The sequence below is a fragment of the Burkholderia sp. BCC1985 genome, assembly GCF_905339915.1.
GTDB lineage: Bacteria > Pseudomonadota > Gammaproteobacteria > Burkholderiales > Burkholderiaceae > Burkholderia.
This window is the reverse complement of sequence record NZ_CAJPGY010000011.1, coordinates 66,072-80,802: the sequence shown is the minus strand read 5'-3', so window position 1 is coordinate 80,802 and position 14,731 is coordinate 66,072. Positions and strand designations below refer to the sequence as shown.

Genomic DNA, 14,731 nt, shown 5'->3' with positions numbered 1-14,731 from the left:
CAAGGTTACGTATCGATTGCGGGTCAGTTGCGGGTGGCCTGGCCGCGCCAGGCCGCGAAGTTCTTCTGGTCTTCCGAGCCATCGAAATCGAGGTTGTCGCGGCCCATCTGCACTTCGTAATAGTCGAGCACCGCGGCGAGCGGATCGAAGCCTTCCGCGCTCGGGTCCGCATCGGGCGGGAAGCAGTTGCCCTGATGGATCTGGTGCACCGGCAGCCAGGCCTGCACGTATTTCTGCGGCTCGTGGTCGAAGATTTCCTTGCAGTGATCGCTGCAGAAATGGAACTTGTTGCCGAGGTAGTTCGACTCGCGCGCGCCGATCTTCTTCGGGTTGCCGGGCTCGGTGAACAGCATCGGGATCTGGCAGGTCTGGCACAGCATCGGCAGCGTCTTCATGTAGAAGCGGTTGCCCGCTTTCGCCTGCTCGCCCCAGTAGTCGAAACGCGGGCGGTAGTAACGGTCGAACGAATCGGGATACTTCGCGGACAGCCACGCCATCTCGTCTTCGGTCGGCACCCAGGTGTGGAACGCGGACGCCGCGTTGAAGCCGTAGAACGTCGACCACGCCTGGTGGCTGATGTGGTCCTTGCCTTCGCACGCGTCCTGCCAGCCCTTCGGCTCGCGAATCCCGTAGCGTGCGAGATCCTTGAACAGCGCGCCGCCGTTCTGCTCCGCGTACATCTCCCACGATTCGCGCCAGCTCATCACGCGCTTCGGCTGCATGTAGTCCATCATCATCGCGACCAGCGTGAGCAGCCGGTAGCCGCGCCAGAACCACTTGTCGATCCAGCGCTGCACGATCGGCACGTTGTCCGGGTCCTGTTCGAGCAGGAACTTGATGCACTCGATGCCGAGCGTCATGTGACGCGATTCGTCCGACTGCGCGGAGAAGCCGAACGTGACGGTCGACATGTCGCCGTTGTACGCGGCGCCCGACATGAACGGCACGAACAGCAGGTTCGTCAGCACGTATTCGAACGAGAAGCTGACCGCGGTCAGGAACTCGAACGGGCCCGACGAATACGCATCCTCGAAGAACGACTTCGGCACCGACAGATACCAGACGCGATCGAACCAGTGGTTCGAGTGATGGAAACCGTTGAAGAACTTGTTGTACGTCGACATCGCGTGCGTTTCGGTCTGGTAGTGCCGCAGCTCGTCGATCGACTGCATCTGGCATGCGATGCGCGCGCCCTCGCCGGTGAAGTGCCGGCCGACGTGCGCGAAGCCGCGGTGCGCGAGATATTCGAGCGGCGTTACGCCCTGGATGAACAGCTTCAGCGCGTTGATGTAGCGGGCATCGGTCACGCCGAGGAATGCGTTGTTCTGCGTGAACGCGTCGATCACCGCGTACAGCTTCTTCTCCTTCTCGCCCTGGTATTTCCAGTACGCATCCATCGTCAGGCGGAACGGGTCGACCCACTTGTCCCAGTCGTGGATCTTGATGCCTTCATAGCGGTCGTACGGGAAGACCTTCTCCATCGGCTGGTAGGTCGTCTCCCAGCCGAGGCCGCGCGTCATTGCCGCGTAGCGGTCCTTCAGGCCGAGCTTTTTCTTGAGCGTTGGCGTGTCCATGCGTGTCTCCGTGTTGTCGGTGCGCGTAGCGCGGCGTTCAGTGCGACCAGCTCAGCGTGAACTGGTCGTCGTCCTCGTCGATGTGGCCGGACAGCGTGATCAGGTTCACCTGCAGCTGCTGCAGGTCGAAGCGCGTGCCGGTCAGCTCCTCGATCGTGTCGCGGCGGATCGTCAGCCGGTCCGGCGCGTCGATCTTGACCATGCCGGGCGACTCGACCACCACCGCGCGCGGGTTGTCGGCGACGATCGCGTCGACGATCGGTCTGGAGTCCTCATTGGCCTGAAAGGCGATGAATACGTTGGACATGCTGGTTATCCTTGGGATGTGAGGTGAATGCCCGTCGTCAGAGCGCGATGCCGAGCTTCGCGACACGCGCGTGGAACTGCTCGCGCACTTCGTCGAGCGCGGCCTGGCCGGCGTCCTGCAGCGCGCGTGCGGCGACCGGCGCGAGCGCCGCGTCGGCCCGGGCCGACCAGTCGCGGGTCCAGCGGGCGAGCAGCGCGCGGTTGTCGTCGGATTCGGCGGCCATCGTCTTCACGACCGCGTCGATCCAGCGGTTCGATTCGGCGTGCCATTCGGGCATGAACGCAGTCAGCATCGCGACCGCCGAGCCGCCCGCGAGCGCGATCCGTTCGTCGACGAAACGGTCGTAGACGAGCGGATACAGCAGGCCGTCGAGCGCGAGGTTCTGCGCGACGAACAGCTCGACCGGGTCGGCCACCACCAGCGTGTCCTCGACGTAGCGGCGCAGCGGCTGCCAGGCGGCGTCGTTCGTCCAGGCCGCCTTGGCCGCGTCGAGCACGTCGGGCTCGGCCATCGCGAGCGCAAGGCGCGTCAGGTACTGCGCGACGCCGAGGTTGTCCATCGCATGGAACATCGCGGGCGCCGTGAACGCGGTGCCGTAGCCGAGCGCGCAGATCTGCGCGTTGTTCATGTTCGCACCCCACGCGGCGTGGCGCAGTGGCACCAGCACGTCGAGCGCGTGCGCGGCGACGTCGTCGCGCATCAGGCCGATCATCCGGCGCGACTCGACGAACTCGAAGTTCGACTCCATCGCGTCCTGCTGGCGCGCCCGCGTGGTCGCCCACGACGCGTAGTAGAACTGGCGCGGATCCTTCAGCGCGTACCAGCTCGCCATCCGGATCGCCGAACGCGACGGATCGAAGATCTCGTGGTCCGGGTCCCAGGTCGGCCGGTAATGGAAGTTCGCCTGGGGCTGCGCGCCCATCATGCCTTCCTGGTAGCGCGTCGCCGTCTTGTCGCCGCCGATGTGCTGCGCGACGTGCGCGAAGGTGTGCCGGAGCGGCTTGATGTCGACTGTCTTCAGCTCGATGGTCACTTCTTGCTCCTCAAGGTCATGGGTTCGCTTCGACGTCGAGCCGCGTGACCTGCTGTTCGCGGCAGAACGCATCGAAGGCGGCAGGAGGCAACGTCAGCTCGACGCACAGCTCCGGCGCACCGCCGATCGACAGCTCGAATTCGACGAAGCCGCGCACGTTCGTGCCCGTCACGCGGACGCACTTGCGGCCGGGGTCGAGCGGGGAAAGATCGGTCGGGTGCTGATTCATGATCGGTGTCGCCTCCATGCCGGACTTCAATGCAGCATCCGTGCCACGTTCGGATCGACCTTCAAAAAATCTCGATAATTCAGGGAAAGCCCTGACGCAAAGTTCGAATTCGCGATCCACAATGGCGGTTAACCAGAACGGCAAACGCACGCCGGCGACCCTGCCGGAACCTATATCCGGCGGCCTTTTTCATCATTTGAGCAACTCGATCGAGCGCATTTGATGAAATGATCAAATCGATCCGCTCACCGCGGCGCTGCTGGCGAAAACTTTGCAAATCACGAGAAATCTCGACGGAGGAGACATGACGCGGCCCAGCCTGCCCCCTTTGCCGCCGGACACCGACCTGCGCAAGCTGATCCATTTTTCGGCGAGCGACGGTCGCATCTGGCTGGCCGGACAGCGGATGGTGCTGCTGCATGCCGGCGCGCTGGCGACGCTGCGCCAGGAACTGATGGAAAGCGTCGGCCCCGCGCAGACGCGGCGTTTCTTCACGCGGGTCGGCTTCGCGGCCGGCGAACGCGACGCCGCGCTCGCGCGCGAGATCCGCAGCGGCGCATCGCTGTTCGACATGTTCCACGTCGGCCCGCAACTGCACATGCTCGAAGGCGCGGTGCAGGTCACGCCGTTGCGTTTCGAGGCCGATCCCGCGACCGGCGCGTTCTACTGCGAATACCGCTGGGAACATTCATGGGAAGCCGACGTGCACCGCCGCACGTTCGGGCCGCAGCCCGAACCGGTGTGCTGGATGTTGATCGGTTATGCGACCGGCTATACCAGCGCGTTCATCGGCCGCACGATCCTGTTCAAGGAAACGGGCTGTGTCGGCATGAACGACCCGCACTGCACGATCGTCGGCAAGCCGGCCGACGAATGGCCCGACGCGGAGGAAATCACGTCGTGGTTCAAGGCCGACTCGCTGATCAACACGATCCGCGACCTGCAGACCGAAGTCGAATCGCTGCGCCTCGAGATGACGCCCGACGACGGCCGCACGCGGCTCGTCGGGCGCTCCGACGCGTTTCGCGCGGCCTATGCGCTGCTGGAGACGGCCGCGCCGACCAAGGTCGCCGTGCTGCTCACCGGCGAGACGGGCGTCGGCAAGGAACGCTTCGCGCGTGCGCTGCACGGCCTCAGCCCGCGCGCGGCGAAGCCGTTCGTCGCGATCAACTGCGCGGCGATTCCGCATGCGCTGATCGAGTCGGAACTGTTCGGTGCGGAGAAAGGCGCGTTCACGGGCTCGCAAACCGCCCGCGCCGGGCGCTTCGAGCGCGCGGACGGCGGCACGCTGTTTCTCGACGAGATCGGCGAGCTGCCGCTCGACGTGCAGGCGAAGCTGCTGCGCGTGCTCCAGGAGGGCGAGGTCGAGCGGCTCGGCGCGACCGACGGCCGGAAGGTGGACGTGCGCGTCGTCGCGGCGACCAACCGCGATCTCGAACAGGCGGTGCGCGACGGCACTTTTCGCGCGGATCTCTACTACCGGATCAACGTTTATCCGGTGCTGATTCCGCCGCTGCGCGACCGGCAGGACGACATCGCACCGCTCGCCGACGCGATGCTCGACCGCTTCGCGGCGCTGCACGGCAAGCCGACGCCCACGCTGACCGATTACGCGTACGACGCGCTGCGCGGCTACCGCTGGCCCGGCAACGTGCGCGAGCTCGAGAACCTGATCGAGCGCGCGGTGATCCTGTCGCGGCCGAACCGTCCGGTCGACGCGAAGGACCTGTTCCCCGGCGTCGGCTCGCCTGGCGGCGCGACGGTCGACCGGGCCGGGCAGATCCGGCCGGCGGCCGCGCTGTCGATCGACTGCGGGTCGATCCTCGACCAGCTGCAAGGCGGCGGCGGGCTCGACGGCCTCGAGCGGGCGCTGCTGCATGAAGCCGTCGACCGCGCGAACGGCAACCTGTCGGCCGCCGCACGCCTGCTCGGCCTGACCCGCGCGCAGCTCAGCTATCGGCTCAACCGCAAACAGGATCAGGAGGACGCGTGACATGAACAGCATCCTGCCCGCCCATCCGTTCGACGATCCGCCGCCGGCGCTCGAACCGGCCGCCGACGACGCCGCCGAACCGCACGCCCGCACGCTCAGCGAGCACGCGTATCACCAGCTCCGGCAGCACATCATCGAAGGGCATTACCCGCCCGGCACGAAGCTGCGCGTCGAGCACCTGAAAGACGTGTACGGCGTCGGCGCGGGCACGCTGCGCGAGGCGCTCACGCGGCTCGTCAGCGATGCGCTGGTCGTCGCCGAAGGGCAGCGCGGGTTTCGCGTGACGCCGATGTCGGTCGACGATCTGGAAGCGATCACGCGCCTGCGCATTCATATCGAGGTCGATGCGCTGCGCGACTCCGTGCGGCACGGCGACGACGCATGGGCGCAGCGTGTGCGGCAGAGCTTCGAGCAGTTGTCGGCCTGGGAGCAGCCGGTGTCGATCGAGCACCGCGCCGCATGGGAAGCGTGCAACCGGCGCTTCCACGAAGCGCTGATCTCGGCGGCCGCGACGCCGTGGACTTACCTGATCCTGCGCATGCTGTCGCAGCAAAGCGAGCGCTACCGACGCGTGTGCATCGGGCTCGGCGATTCGAAGCGCGACGTGCATGCGGAACACACGTGCCTGTTCGAGGCCGCGATGCGCCGCGCCGATGCGCGCGCCGCGCTCGCGCTCGAAGACCATATCGGCACGACACTCGCGGTGGTGCGCAACGCGCCGCCCGGTACGTTGCCGTTCTAGCGTGCCGCCGCGCGGACGACGCGATCACGCCAGCTCGGGATACCCGTGCGCGGCCGCGTCCCGCGCGAACCCGGCAATCGTGTCGTACGCGCCCGGCGGCAGGCGCTCGAATCCTTTCAGCCGCAATGCGCTCGCCCGCGCCGGATCGAGCGCGACCGCGTGATCGAGCGCATCCTGCAACGCCTCCACGAGCCGCCCTTCCAGCGCTTTCGACGCGATCAACGGCAACCCCGGCGCCGACGCCGTCATGCCGATGATCCGGATCTCTTTCAACAACTCGGGCAGCGCGTCACGCACGTACGCGAAGGTCACGCAATCGATCGCCGCGCAATCGGCAACGCCGGCCGCCAGCGCGCGCAGCACGTTCAGGTGCGAGCCGAACGGCACGACCGAACCGAAGAAACGCCCGTCGTGCGCGTGCGGCGCGACCGCGTGCCGGAACGCGTTCATCCCGCTGTGCGAATCCGCGCCGTTGAAGGCGGCTCGCAATCCGCGACACGCAGCCAGCGTCGTCGCGCCGCCCGCATGCACGCGCGCCGACGCGACCAGCACGCTGCTGTAGCGCGCGCCGTCGCAGCCGGGGGCATCGAAGGCCGGTGTCGCAATCAGGTGCGCGGTATCGCGCAATCCGAGCATCCGGTACGGATAACCGCACGTCTGCGACAACAGCAGGTCGTTGCGGCGCCACAGCGCGTGCAGATCCCCGAACGGCTCGTCAAGCAACGCGACGCCGGCCGGCCCGCCGGCGCGCGCGAACGCATCGAGCGCGTCACGCAGCAGCGCGCGCCACAGCGCGGCGTGGCGCGGCGTCACGTTGTACATCGGCAGTCCGGCGATCCATTGGCTCATGCGGGCATTCTACGCATTGGCGGCGCCCTGGAGAAAGCCCGTTCGCCCGGGCGTCGCCGGGGTCCGGCACGCGGCCGGGGCCGGGGCCGGGGCGGCCAATGCTTATCGGCCGCGCAGCGATAAGCAAATCCGAATTGCTTGGTTGGCCTGACTACGCGGCCCGGTTAGCGTTCCACTGTCGCGACGCCAGTGCATGCCGCTTCAGCGGCTGACCGCGTGCCGCGACGCCTGTCGGCCAACCGCATCGCAGCCCGCACCGGCGCGATCGTCCGCTACCGGTTATCCGTATATCGCCCGCTTCACCGGCTTCACCCGCTTCATCCGCCCCAGCACCATGGCCGAATACTTCGACGTCGACCACGCGCGCGCGATCGCCGCGCTCGACGCCCGCTTCACTGCCCGTACCGAGTGGCCGACCTGGCTGCTGGTCGTCGCGATCTACGGCGGCTGGCTCGCCGTGCTGCTGCTCGTGCGTGCCGAGCGCCTGTCGCTCGCGGCCGCGACGCCGCCGCTGATCCTGCTCGGCGCGTGGCACATGTCGCTGCAGCACGAACTGCTGCACGGCCATCCGACGCGCTCCGCGTTCGTGAACCGGCTGCTCGGCTATCCGCCGCTGACGATCTGGTACCCGTACACGCTCTATCGCGACACGCACCTCGACCATCACCGCGACGAGGACCTGACCGTGCCGGGCGTCGACCCGGAAACGAACTACGTGTCGCGCGAGCAGTGGGCGCGGCTGCCGCGCTGGCGTCGCGCGCTGACGGTTGCGCGCACCACCTTCGTCGGACGTCTCGTGTTCGGGCCGCCGACGAGCATCGCCGCGATGTTCGCCGACGCGTTCGCCGCGTTCCGGCGCGGCGACTCCCGCTATCTGCCGATGTGGGCGACGCACGCCGCCTGCGTGGTCGCGCTGCTCGCGTGGCTGCAGTGGGCGATCGGCGTGCCGTGGTGGTACTACCTGCTGGCGGTGACGTGGCCCGCGCTGTCGCTCGCGATGATCCGTTCGCTGTTCGAGCACCGCGCCGCGCGGCATCCGAAGGCGCGCATCGCGATCAACGAGGCCGGTTTTGCGATGCGGCTGCTGTACCTGAACAACAACTACCACCTCGTGCATCACGACCTGCCGAGGCTGCCGTGGTACGACCTGCCGCGCGCGTACCGGATGCGGCGCGACGCCTATGCGGAGAAATGCGGCGGCTTCGTGATCCGCGGCGGGTATCGCGAACTGCTGGCGCGCCATGCGTGGACGCCGACCGACACGCCCGTGCACCCGTTCGACCAGGGCACGGCATCGCTGTCGACGGGCGGCGGTGCGAGGGTCGCCGCGGTCGACGGGTATCTTCAGATCAGTACGTAACGCGCGAGCGGGGCCGCGCTCCGCCGTGAAGCCGCCCGATACGACGATGCGACGATGCGACGACGCGACGACGCGCGCCAAGCCGCCCCGGCGCGTATTCATTACAAAAAGCCGACAACGCCGAGCGTCATCGGCGAATTGCCAATTCCACCGGCAATGTCCAGAATGACGACTCGTCCGGGGTTCCAACAATCATTCGCCCTGGCTCAGCCTCCCGGCCGCGCGCCGCACTCCCCTACGACGATGCAACCGAACACCTCGCCGGGCGCGATCCGCTCGATCGGCAACGACTGGTCCGTCTCCGCGGTCACCGCGGGCTTTCTCGCGGTACTGATTTCCTACGCGGGCCCGCTCGCGATCTTCTTCCAGGCGTCGCAGGCCGCGCATGCGTCCAACGAGATGGTGGCTTCGTGGGTCTGGGCGATCTCGATCGGCGCGGGCGTGTCGGGGCTGTTCGCGAGCTGGAAACTGAAGGTGCCGGTCGTGACCGCGTGGTCGGCGCCCGGCACCGCGCTGCTCGTCGGCCTCTTTCCGCAACTGACGCTGAACCAGGCCGTCGGCGCGTACATCACGGCCGCGCTGATCATCCTCGTGATCGGCATCACCGGCTATTTCGACCGGCTCGTGCGCCATATTCCGCGCGGCATCGCGTGCGGGATGATGGCCGGCATCCTGCTGCCGTTCGGCATGCGCGCGTTCTCCGCCGCGACCGCGCAGCCGGTGCTCGGGTTCGGGATGATCGCCGCGTACGTGATCTTCAAGCGCCTGCTGCCGCGCTACAGCATCGTGCTCGTGCTGCTGACGGGCGCCGCGCTCGCGACGCTGCTCGGGATGGCGCATCTCGGCAACGTGTCGCCGAGCATCGCGCGGCCGGTCTTCATCGCCCCCGAATGGACGCTCGGCACGACGCTCAGCCTCGCGCTGCCGCTCGTCGTCGTCAGTCTCACCGGCCAGTTCCTGCCGGGGATGACGATCCTGCGCGTGTCGGGCTACCACACGAGCGCGCGGCCGATCATCACGGCAACCAGCGTGATGTCGCTCGCGGTCGCGTGCTTCGGCGGGATCACGATCGTGGTCGCGGCGATCACCGCGGCGCTATGCACCGGCAAGGACGCGCACGAGGATCCGGACCGGCGTTATATCGCGGGCATCGCGAACGGCGTGATCTACCTGATCGGCGGGCTCTTTGCCGGCACCATCGTCACGCTGTTCTTCGCGCTGCCGAAGGCGTTCGTCGCGATCCTCGCGGGGCTCGCGCTGATCGGTGCGATCGGCGCGAACGTGCACGGGATCTTCGAGGACGAGGCCCATCGCGAAGCGTCGGTGATCACGTTCCTCGCGACCGCTTCGGGGATGACGTGGCTCGGGCTCGGATCGGCGTTCTGGGGGATCGTGATCGGGTCGATCGCGTATGCGGTGTCCGGCAGGGCGCGGCGGCAGGCGTAACGCGCATCCTACCAGCCGCCGCCCCGCTCATCGCGCGTGCGCGCGCACCAGCGTCGCGAGCGCCTCCGCCAGTGTCGTCGTGCCGTACACGCGCTCCGACACGCCGGCCTCGACATCGATCTGCCCCGCGTTGTGCACGTCGTACAGATCGACGATCAATTGCGCATGCCGTTCGCTGAGCCCCGCGCGCAACAGCGTCGCGGTCCATGCTTCGCGCGGCAGTTCGCGCGCGACGATCTCGCGGTCGGCCGCCGCGCCGAGCGTATCCGCGATGTCCCGCACGCTCGCGCGCTGCGGCCCTTCGATGCTGACGATACGCGGCCCGTTGCCGGTTTCGGCGGAATCGAGCAGCAACCGCGCCGCCGCGACACCCACATCGGGCGCCCAGACCGTCGGAAACGCCTTGTCGACCGGATGGTGAAAGCTCGGCAGCACACCGGTTGCGAGCGCGACGGGCAACACGCGCGTCCAGTTCTGCAGGTGCTCGGCCGAGCGCAGCAGCGTGAGCCGCGTCGGAACCGTCTTCACCGCTTCTTCCAGACGATGAAAGAGCCGCGTGATGCCCGTGTTGCCTTCGCGCTCCGCGCCGTAGTCCGACAGCGCGAGCAGCGCCGGCGGCGGATTCGCGGCAAGCGCGCCGGTCACGATGTCGATCGTCCGCTCCATCGTTGCCGCGGGGGCGCTGTCGGCGACCGGCACCGGACACAGCATCTGCACGGCTTGCGCGCCATCGAGCGCCGCCGCAACCGCGCGTGCGTCGGTCAGGTCGGCAATCGCGACGTCGCAGCCGAGTTGCGCGAAACGATCGCGCCGGCGTGCGTCGCGCAGCACCGCGCGCACGGGATGGCCTGCCTGACGCAGGGTCGTTGCAGTCGACAGTCCGACGTTGCCTGATGCGCCGAAAATCACGAACACGATCCGCTCCTGGGGGATGAAGGTGATGTGATTGTCGGTGCGCAGCGCCGACGTGACGCGCACGGACGGATGACGCGAGCAGGAAAGGATGACGGATCAGGCGCGTGCCGGGTTCGTCCGCTGCATGGCAGGAACCGGACGTTGTACGACACGGTGTCGAACGTTTGCGGTCGAGGCTCGCATGGTGCCGCCAGCCACGCTCATGCAGTCGCAACGAAGCATTGTCCGCGCGTGACGAACCGGGCACTCGCCGATCGTCGTCGCGCACGCGCGGACATTGAGCCACCGCGCTCGATCAACGGTCGTCGCCGTCATAAGCGAGCCTCAGCCCACCCCGCGCCCCTGACCGCGCGATCTCCGTCGGTGTCGCGCCGAGCACGCGATTCATCCAGTTCGCCATGTGGCTCTGATGCGCAAACCCGGCTTCGAGCGCGATCTGGCTGATGCTGAGCCGGCCTTCGAGCAGCAACGCCTTCGCACGCTCGACCCGGCGCCGCACCACGTACTGATGCACCGGCATCCCGAGCGTCTCGCGAAACAGCACCTTGAAATGCGGCACGCTGATCGACACGAGCGCCGCGAGTTCGGCGAGCGTCATGCGTCGCTCGAGGTTCGCCTCGACATAGTCGATCACGCGGGCCGCCGCCTTCGGCGCAAGCGTACGCCGGCGCTCGCGGAACGCCGGCTGGCTGTCGACCAGCCGCGCGACGAGCGCCGTGCACAGACTCTCCGCATAGAGCGGGTCCGACGCGTCTTCCGCCTCGAGTTCGGCGGCCATCGCCCACGCGATGTGCTGCAGGCGCGGATCGCGCACCTGCAGCCGCCGGCGGATCTGCGCCTGCGACGGCTTCAGTTCGAGTTGCTCGAACGTGCGCCGCACGAACGTGTCGCTGAGCGCGATGTGCAGGATCCGGCAGTCGGCGCTGTCGGTCCACCGGCCCGGCAGGCCGGCGGGAATCACGTCGACGTCGCCGTGCGCCTGGATGCGCGACACGCGTTCGCCGTCGCACACGCAATCCGCGCGCACGGGCGAACCGATATGCACGCCAATGCGGTGATGCTCGGCGGCCGGAATCCGGTACGTGCCCGCGCGAATCTCCAGCAGCGACGCGCCGAAGCCGCGCCAGCCGAGCCCGCGGCTGGAGCGCAGGCTGACCGGCACGCCGTTGTCGCTCGGTGCGGCAAGAATCGGATCGCTCATGGTTCCCCTCCACCAGATCGGGTGTCGAACGCGCATTGTGACGCTTTTCCGCGGTGCTTGCCGGGCCTGAACGCCCGTTCCCGCAGCGCGCGGAAAAAGATCATCCGTTTCTGCTCCAGCCGATCCGTGCCTGCGCGCCAGCAAGCGCCGACACGCCTACGATCGCCTCATCCGACACCTACGGAGCCCGTCATGCCCGATTGCCGCCCGTTTCGCGCGACGCTCGCCGCGCCGCCGCCGCCCGGGGCCACCCGCGTTGCTTCCCGCCGCGCTTCTCGCCCCGCTTCCCGCCCTGTTTCCCGTCCTCGTTCCGGCAGTATCCGCGCGACACTCGCCGCACGTTGCCTGCGCATGATCGGCTGGTACCGGCTCGAGCGGCTGCTCGCGTCGATTCCCGACAGCAACGACGACTTCGGGATCGTTTAACCGCCGCGACACAGGACACACGCGCCGCCCGCGTCGGCCTACTTGCGCCGCCGCTCGTGCGGCGCGACGGTCGCGCCGTCGATCACCGGCGCGCCCTGCTTGATCAGGAAATCGCGAAACAGCCCCGTCACCTGCGAGATCCGCCGGTCGGCGAGGGTGACCACATACCATTCGCGCTCGATCGGGTTGCCCGGAAACGGCAACTGCCCGAGCAGCCCGGTGCGCAACTCGAGTGCACACGCGTGCAACGAAAGGAACGCGACGCCGAGCCCCGCTTCGGCCATCTGCTTGATCGCCTCGTTGCTCGACAGCTCGGAGCCCACGTGGAAGCGGTAGCCGGCCGTCTTGAACAGGCTCTCGACCGTGGAACGCGTGCCCGCGCCGCGTTCGCGCACGAGCAGGTGCGCGGATTCGAGATCCTTCAGCGCGACGCGCTTGCGCTGCATCAGCGGATGGCCGGGCGCCGCGACGAACACCATCGGATGCTTCGCGAATTCGACCGCGTGCGTACGCAGCTCCTTCGGCGCGCTGCCCATCACCGCGAGATCGATTTCATGCGTCGCGAGCATGCGGATGATGTCGTCGCGATTGCCGACCTTGAAATAGGTCTTCACGTGCGGACGCGTCGCGGTGAATTTCACCAGCAGCGGCGGGATCAGGTACTCGGCCGTCGTGATCGCGCCGATCCGCAGCGTGCCGCCGAGATCGCCCGTCAGCGCGGCCACTTCGTCGCCGGCCTCGCTCCACAGATGCAGGATCTCGCGCGCATAGCGCGACACGATTTCACCGGCGGCGGTCAGCTGCACGCCGCGCCCCACCCGCTGCAGCAGCGCGGCGCCCACCGCCTCCTCGAGCAGGCGCACCTGCAGCGACACGGCCGGCTGCGTCAGGTTCAGCTCCTCGGCCGCGCGCGACACGCTGCCGAGCCGCGCAATCATGTCCAGCGCCTTCAGCTGCCGGAACGTCGCGGTCTTTCCTATAAGTGAATACATATGAGTCGCTTATAAACATTAAATTGTTCGCGTAGGTTCAAAACTATATCGTCGGTTCTTGAGCAATGTCATCCGAATCGTCATCAGCGGGAGCCACAACATGGACACCATCACGCCTACCCTTGCAACGGATCGCGCACCGCGCGTGCCGCGCATCGTGATCGTCGGCGGCGGCGCCGGCGGCCTGCAGCTCGCCACGCGCCTCGGCGACACGGTCGGCCGCCGCGGGCAAGCCGACGTCGTGCTCGTCGACCGCTATCCGACGCACTTCTGGAAGCCGCTGCTGCACGAAGCCGCGTCCGGCCATCGCGATCCGGCCTCGCACACGATCGAATACGCGGCGCAGGCGAAGCGCCACGGCTTCCGCTTCGTGCAGGGCGCGCTGCAGCGGGTCGACCGCGCGGCACGCACGGCGACGATCGCCGCGGTGCAGGACGCGGACGGCACGGAGATCCTGCCGCAGCGCGAGCTCGGCTACGACGACCTGGTGCTGGCCGTCGGCAGCGTGACGAATTTCTTCAACGTGCCGGGCGCCGCGCGCCACGCGTTGCCGCTCGAAAACCTCGACCAGGCCGAGGACTTCCGCCGCAAGTTCCTCGCCGCGTGCACGAAGGCGAACCACCTGGCCGAGCAGCAGCCGGCGCGGCGCGCCGCGCCGATCTGCATCAACGTGATCGGCGCGGGCGCGACGGGCGTCGAACTGGCCGCCGCGCTGCGCCATGCGATCCAGCAGTTGACCACGTATCGCTTCAAGGCGCTGGTGTCCGCACGCGACGTGCACATCCGGCTGATCGAAGGCGGCCCGCGCATCCTGCCTGCGCTCGACGCAAGGCTGTCGGCCAAGATGCACGCGCAACTGCGCACGCTGAACGTCGACGTGCTGACGGACACGCGCGTCGCGGAAGTCGGCGCGGACGCGGTCACGACCGCGGCCGGCGAGCGGCTCGCGAGCGACATCACGATCTGGGCGGCCGGCGTCGCGGGCCCCGCGATGCTGCGGGAACTCGGCGACATCGCGCTCAATCGGTCGAACCAGGTGATCGTGACCGAGACGCTGCAGACGCCCGACGATCCGCACGTGTACGCGTTCGGCGACTGCGCCGCGTGCCCGTCGGCCGACGCGGGCGGCTTCCTGCCGCCGCGCGCGCAGGTCGCGCACCAGCAGGCCGTGTACCTGGGCGAAGCGCTCGCGCGGCGCCTCGCCGGCAAGCCGGTGGCGGGCTTCACGTTCCGCGACGCGGGCACCGTCGTGTCGCTCGGCCAGGCCGGTGCCGTCTATCAGGCCGACCTCGGCGTGCGTTCGCGCTCGCTGATCGTCGACGGGCTCGCCGCGATCGGGCTGTACAAGTTCCTGTACCGCAAGCACCTGTTCAGCGTGTACGGACTGAAGCGCGCGCTGTTCCAGTCGCTGAGCCACTGGCTGCAAAGCCGCAACCAGCCGTCGATCAAGCTGCACTGAGCGTCGACGGCCACGCGGCATCGCAAGACGGCGTATCGGGCGCACCTCGCCCGATACGCCGTTTTTTCATGTGCACACATCCGGTGCATTCATATCGCGCATGCGTCGGGTGCGTCACGTCGAACGCCATCGATACGATGCCATTCGTCCCGAACACATGGATCGCGTGCATCCCGCGCTGGTACTGGCTCGCCGCCCGATTCAT

General features: G+C 68.0%; 15 protein-coding genes. 7 read left to right on the top strand and 8 right to left on the bottom strand.

Features of this window, described 5'->3' with window-relative positions; all coding sequences use genetic code 11:
* Window positions 1–23: 23 nt before the first annotated feature.
* Genes U4Z31_RS13600 through U4Z31_RS13585 form a run of 4 tightly spaced genes read right to left on the bottom strand, consistent with a single transcriptional unit; the run spans window position 24 to window position 3,143 of the window.
* Window positions 24–1,574 (bottom strand): aromatic/alkene/methane monooxygenase hydroxylase/oxygenase subunit alpha, encoded by a 1,551-nt coding sequence (locus U4Z31_RS13600; RefSeq protein ID WP_044845464.1) that lies wholly within the window; start codon window positions 1,572–1,574, stop codon window positions 24–26.
* 37 nt (window positions 1,575–1,611) lie between these two features.
* Window positions 1,612–1,881 carry an MmoB/DmpM family protein gene (locus tag U4Z31_RS13595; protein WP_044845465.1) on the bottom strand — a complete coding sequence of 90 codons (270 nt, stop codon included), beginning with the start codon at window positions 1,879–1,881 and terminating at the stop codon, window positions 1,612–1,614.
* A gap of 37 nt (window positions 1,882–1,918) precedes the next feature.
* Window positions 1,919–2,914: a phenol hydroxylase gene (locus tag U4Z31_RS13590; RefSeq protein ID WP_321810591.1), complete on the bottom strand. Its 996-nt coding sequence runs from the start codon at window positions 2,912–2,914 to the stop codon at window positions 1,919–1,921.
* A gap of 16 nt (window positions 2,915–2,930) precedes the next feature.
* Window positions 2,931–3,143, bottom strand: coding sequence for a phenol hydroxylase subunit (locus tag U4Z31_RS13585; RefSeq protein WP_311766337.1), 213 nt, complete (start codon window positions 3,141–3,143; stop codon window positions 2,931–2,933).
* On the opposite strand from U4Z31_RS13585, the gene U4Z31_RS13580 reads away from it, so the two are divergent.
* The 3 genes from U4Z31_RS13580 (at window position 3,142) to U4Z31_RS13570 (ending at window position 5,878) form a co-directional block, all read left to right on the top strand.
* Window positions 3,142–3,366 (top strand): hypothetical protein, encoded by a 225-nt coding sequence (locus U4Z31_RS13580; RefSeq protein WP_321810590.1) that lies wholly within the window; start codon window positions 3,142–3,144, stop codon window positions 3,364–3,366. The two genes, U4Z31_RS13585 and U4Z31_RS13580, sit on opposite strands and share 2 nt — an antisense overlap.
* Window positions 3,367–3,447: 81 nt before the next feature.
* Complete coding sequence (locus U4Z31_RS13575) at window positions 3,448–5,136, top strand: sigma 54-interacting transcriptional regulator (protein WP_321810589.1); 1,689 nt, start codon at window positions 3,448–3,450, stop codon at window positions 5,134–5,136.
* 1 nt (window position 5,137) lies between these two features.
* Entirely contained in the window at window positions 5,138–5,878 is a 741-nt protein-coding gene (locus tag U4Z31_RS13570) for a GntR family transcriptional regulator (RefSeq protein ID WP_044845469.1), read from the top strand.
* A gap of 24 nt (window positions 5,879–5,902) precedes the next feature.
* Here the strand turns inward: U4Z31_RS13570 and U4Z31_RS13565 are convergent, their stop codons facing one another.
* Window positions 5,903–6,727, bottom strand: a complete 825-nt coding sequence (locus U4Z31_RS13565; RefSeq protein WP_044845470.1) for a phosphate/phosphite/phosphonate ABC transporter substrate-binding protein — start codon at window positions 6,725–6,727, stop codon at window positions 5,903–5,905.
* 334 nt (window positions 6,728–7,061) lie between these two features.
* Between U4Z31_RS13565 and U4Z31_RS13560 the strand changes: the two genes are divergently transcribed.
* Window positions 7,062–8,087 carry a fatty acid desaturase gene (locus U4Z31_RS13560; RefSeq protein WP_321810588.1) on the top strand — a complete coding sequence of 342 codons (1,026 nt, stop codon included), beginning with the start codon at window positions 7,062–7,064 and terminating at the stop codon, window positions 8,085–8,087.
* 243 nt (window positions 8,088–8,330) lie between these two features.
* Window positions 8,331–9,533, top strand: coding sequence for a benzoate/H(+) symporter BenE family transporter (locus U4Z31_RS13555; protein WP_321810587.1), 1,203 nt, complete (start codon window positions 8,331–8,333; stop codon window positions 9,531–9,533).
* Window positions 9,534–9,560: 27 nt separating this feature from the next.
* Here U4Z31_RS13555 and U4Z31_RS13550 read toward each other — a convergent pair whose 3' ends face one another.
* Together U4Z31_RS13550 and U4Z31_RS13545 are read right to left on the bottom strand one after the other, a co-directional pair.
* Window positions 9,561–10,448, bottom strand: a complete 888-nt coding sequence (locus tag U4Z31_RS13550; RefSeq protein WP_321810663.1) for an NAD(P)H-binding protein — start codon at window positions 10,446–10,448, stop codon at window positions 9,561–9,563.
* 295 nt (window positions 10,449–10,743) lie between these two features.
* Window positions 10,744–11,649 (bottom strand): AraC family transcriptional regulator, encoded by a 906-nt coding sequence (locus tag U4Z31_RS13545; RefSeq protein WP_321810586.1) that lies wholly within the window; start codon window positions 11,647–11,649, stop codon window positions 10,744–10,746.
* Between the two features lie 192 nt (window positions 11,650–11,841).
* On the opposite strand from U4Z31_RS13545, the gene U4Z31_RS13540 reads away from it, so the two are divergent.
* Entirely contained in the window at window positions 11,842–12,075 is a 234-nt protein-coding gene (locus U4Z31_RS13540; protein ID WP_321810585.1) for a hypothetical protein, read from the top strand.
* A 38-nt stretch (window positions 12,076–12,113) separates the two neighbouring features.
* Here the strand turns inward: U4Z31_RS13540 and U4Z31_RS13535 are convergent, their stop codons facing one another.
* Entirely contained in the window at window positions 12,114–13,067 is a 954-nt protein-coding gene (locus U4Z31_RS13535; RefSeq protein WP_124487108.1) for a LysR family transcriptional regulator, read from the bottom strand.
* A 100-nt stretch (window positions 13,068–13,167) separates the two neighbouring features.
* Here U4Z31_RS13535 and U4Z31_RS13530 point away from each other — a divergent pair, with 100 nt between their 5' ends.
* Window positions 13,168–14,526 (top strand): NAD(P)/FAD-dependent oxidoreductase, encoded by a 1,359-nt coding sequence (locus U4Z31_RS13530; protein WP_124487109.1) that lies wholly within the window; start codon window positions 13,168–13,170, stop codon window positions 14,524–14,526.
* Window positions 14,527–14,731 lie beyond the last annotated feature (205 nt).

Coding starts and splice junctions, on each gene's coding strand:
- U4Z31_RS13595 (WP_044845465.1), bottom strand. CDS start 1,881: ATGTCCAACGTATTCATCGCCTTTCAGGCCAATGAGGACTCCAGACCG.
- U4Z31_RS13530 (WP_124487109.1), top strand. CDS start 13,168: ATGGACACCATCACGCCTACCCTTGCAACGGATCGCGCACCGCGCGTG.
- U4Z31_RS13545 (WP_321810586.1), bottom strand. CDS start 11,649: ATGAGCGATCCGATTCTTGCCGCACCGAGCGACAACGGCGTGCCGGTC.
- U4Z31_RS13540 (WP_321810585.1), top strand. CDS start 11,842: ATGCCCGATTGCCGCCCGTTTCGCGCGACGCTCGCCGCGCCGCCGCCG.
- U4Z31_RS13535 (WP_124487108.1), bottom strand. CDS start 13,067: ATGTATTCACTTATAGGAAAGACCGCGACGTTCCGGCAGCTGAAGGCG.
- U4Z31_RS13580 (WP_321810590.1), top strand. CDS start 3,142: ATGATCGGTGTCGCCTCCATGCCGGACTTCAATGCAGCATCCGTGCCA.
- U4Z31_RS13600 (WP_044845464.1), bottom strand. CDS start 1,574: ATGGACACGCCAACGCTCAAGAAAAAGCTCGGCCTGAAGGACCGCTAC.
- U4Z31_RS13585 (WP_311766337.1), bottom strand. CDS start 3,143: ATGAATCAGCACCCGACCGATCTTTCCCCGCTCGACCCCGGCCGCAAG.
- U4Z31_RS13575 (WP_321810589.1), top strand. CDS start 3,448: ATGACGCGGCCCAGCCTGCCCCCTTTGCCGCCGGACACCGACCTGCGC.
- U4Z31_RS13560 (WP_321810588.1), top strand. CDS start 7,062: ATGGCCGAATACTTCGACGTCGACCACGCGCGCGCGATCGCCGCGCTC.
- U4Z31_RS13570 (WP_044845469.1), top strand. CDS start 5,138: ATGAACAGCATCCTGCCCGCCCATCCGTTCGACGATCCGCCGCCGGCG.
- U4Z31_RS13565 (WP_044845470.1), bottom strand. CDS start 6,727: ATGAGCCAATGGATCGCCGGACTGCCGATGTACAACGTGACGCCGCGC.
- U4Z31_RS13555 (WP_321810587.1), top strand. CDS start 8,331: ATGCAACCGAACACCTCGCCGGGCGCGATCCGCTCGATCGGCAACGAC.